This is a genomic window from uncultured Campylobacter sp. (genome assembly GCF_938040115.1).
GTDB lineage: Bacteria > Campylobacterota > Campylobacteria > Campylobacterales > Campylobacteraceae > Campylobacter_A.
Genome location: NZ_CALHXD010000265.1, coordinates 1 through 2,616 on the forward strand (window position 1 = coordinate 1; position 2,616 = coordinate 2,616).

General features: G+C 46.1%; 4 protein-coding genes. All 4 read left to right on the plus strand.

Annotated features, from left to right (window positions below):
• Positions 1-100 precede the first annotated feature (100 nt).
• Positions 101-850: a tryptophan synthase subunit alpha gene (gene trpA / locus Q0314_RS08900; RefSeq protein WP_298058360.1), complete on the plus strand. Its 750-nt coding sequence runs from the start codon at positions 101-103 to the stop codon at positions 848-850.
• Between the two features lie 65 nt (positions 851-915).
• Entirely contained in the window at positions 916-1,329 is a 414-nt protein-coding gene (locus Q0314_RS08905; RefSeq protein WP_298058363.1) for a chemotaxis protein CheX, read from the plus strand.
• Between the two features lie 56 nt (positions 1,330-1,385).
• Entirely contained in the window at positions 1,386-1,682 is a 297-nt protein-coding gene (gene fliN / locus Q0314_RS08910) for a flagellar motor switch protein FliN (protein WP_034957998.1), read from the plus strand.
• On the plus strand, positions 1,679-2,616 hold a 938-nt coding region (locus Q0314_RS08915), incomplete at its 3' end, for an excinuclease ABC subunit A (RefSeq protein ID WP_298058362.1). The genes fliN and Q0314_RS08915, both read left to right, overlap by 4 nt.

Genomic DNA, 2,616 nt, shown 5'->3' on the forward strand with positions numbered 1-2,616 from the left:
TGCCCAAATTTGACGAAAAAAAGCGTCATCGTCGTAAATGTCTCGGGACGCGGCGACAAGGACATAAACACCGTGATGAGCTACGAGAAAGGAAAAATTTATGGCTAAGGTAAAAGACGCGTTTGTCGGCAAAAAAGCAAACATCGGTTACGTCGTGGCGGGATATCCTAGCGCCAAAGCGACTAAGGAGTTTTTACTAAATTTAGACGGCAGTTGCCTGGATCTACTAGAGCTTGGCATCCCCTACTCCGATCCACTAGCAGACGGCAAACTCATCGCGCAAGCTAGCTTTGAAGCCGCCACAAAGGGCGTAAATACGGACGCGATATTTGCCATGCTAGAGGAGTGCAAAGGCAAGATAAATAAACCCGTAGTTTTTCTCGTGTATTTTAACATCGTGTTTGCTTACGGCGTACAGAATTTTATCGCCCGCTCAAAAGAGGTCGGTATAGCTGGCTTCATCATCCCTGATCTGCCGTTTGAGGAGAGCGAGGAGGTGGCGGGACTGTGCGCTAAATTTGACCTTGATCTCATCCCGCTAATCAGCGTCACTTCGCAAAACCGCGCGGATAAAATTTTAAAATTCGGCTCGGGATTTGTCTATGCGCTCGGTGCTATCGGCGTGAGCGGCTCGCAGCGAGCAAGCGAGGAGCGACTAAAAGCGCTAGTAGAGGGTCTAAAAAAAAGAAGCGATCTGCCTGTCGCGGTAGGCTTTGGTGTGAAAAATAAAAACGACGCCGACGAGGTAAAAACCTATGCCGACGGCGCGATAATCGGCACCGAGATAGTAAAGCTCACGGCCAAATTTGAGGGCGAAGAGCTGATAAAGCAAATCAATAAACTTTTTTAAATTTAGCGGCGTTTGCGTTAAATTTAAGTATAATTATAAAATTTTGTTTAAAGGACGGCGCGATGATGGACGTTGCGGAGCTTGGGATCAAGCATCTGTGCGAGGATACCCTGGGCTACAAGGTAGAGAGCGCAAAGAGCGCGGAGGGGGAATTTTACGGATCGAGTTTGCCGATTTTTAAGGGCAAAGAGGAGTTTCACTTTTATCTTTACTTTAAAAAAGATACGCTAAATCGCTTTGCTAGCGTGCTTCTTGGCGTCGATAAACTAGCCGAAGACGAGCTAAGCGACATCTGCAAAGAGGCGGCAAATCTCACGATCGGCTACGCTAAAAATCTACTAAACGAACGCGAAGCAAACGCCTATAAACTAGGCACTCCCGAGTATCTAGGCAGGACGAGCTTTCACGTCAAACTAGACGACAAACGCGTCTATAAAATCAAAAATAGAACATTTCAAGTAGGATACAAAAAAATATGAGCGAAGAACTACAAGAAGTAACCGCCGTAGAAACGGCGCTGCAAGGGGTTCAGGAGATGTTGCAGGAGCGCGGCGGGCTTTTTAAAAGCTACGACGAGCTGATGGATATCGGCGTGGATTTTATCTCGGAGCTAGGCACCACGACGATTAGCGTAAAACAGCTCTTAAAGCTCGAAGTTGGTTCGGTAATCGATCTAGAAAAGCCTGCAGGCGAGAGCGTGGAGCTTTTTATAAACAACCGAATTTTTGGCAAGGGCGAAGTAATGGTCTACGAAAAAAACCTCGCAATCAGGATAAATGAAATCCTAGACTCAAAATCCGTCATCCAGTACTTTAAACGAGAGCAGTTATGAGGATTTTCGCCGCGCTTTTGTTGTTTTTCGCCGCACTTTGGGGGTCAAATTTATCTACTTACAACATTTACGAGCGCAGTGACCGCGTCGATATCATGCTTAGCTTTGACGCGCCTTATAGCGGAGCGATCCTGCAAGAGCGCAAAGACGGCGCGATAACCCTGCTTTTTAAAGACCTGCAAAACGACCAAAATATCGAAAAAAGCGTAAACTCAAGCATACTGCAAGAGCTTTTGTTTGAGCCTAGGGGGCAAAATTTAGCCCTCGTGATAAAAAGCGACACTCAGGTGGCCGTTAGCGCGTCAAAAACCACCGACGGCTTTGGCCTGCGCATACGTGTGACGCCTGAAAATGCAGCGAACTCAGCCGCCGCAACTGCGCTCTCGCCACAAGAAACTAGAGAAAATATAACCGAAGCAACGAATTTATCCGGCGATCAAAATGCATCAAATTTGACCCCGTCTGCTCAAGGTGCCGGCTTAAATTTAGGCATGCAAAACGGCGACGCAAATTTCATGACGCAAGGCATGAGTGATATGATTGATTATAGATATTACTCGGTTTTGGGCGTTTTGGCGCTACTTTTAGTCGTGCTTTTGTTCGTCAAGGCAAAGCTAAAAAATAAGCAAAAAATGATAAAAACAAAGCGCGAAAACGGCTGGTTTGAAAAGGTAAAAAGCGACGAAGGCGTGGAGATAATCTACGAAAAACCGCTTGATGATACGAACAAAGTCGTTCTTTTTCAGCACCTTGACAGACGCTACCTCGTGCTAACAGGTACGTCAAACGTGCTTTTGGATAAATTCGGCGAAGAAAAGATGACGAGCGAGCAGGACTTTCAGAGCTTTTTTGAAGAAAATCAAAAAAAGCTAAACGCCTACATCGAAAACCGCCAAACGCTGGACGCATACAAGGATAAGGCAAGTATAGACTA

Coding starts and splice junctions, on each gene's coding strand:
- Q0314_RS08905 (WP_298058363.1), top strand. CDS start 916: ATGGACGTTGCGGAGCTTGGGATCAAGCATCTGTGCGAGGATACCCTG.
- fliN (WP_034957998.1), top strand. CDS start 1,386: ATGTTGCAGGAGCGCGGCGGGCTTTTTAAAAGCTACGACGAGCTGATG.
- trpA (WP_298058360.1), top strand. CDS start 101: ATGGCTAAGGTAAAAGACGCGTTTGTCGGCAAAAAAGCAAACATCGGT.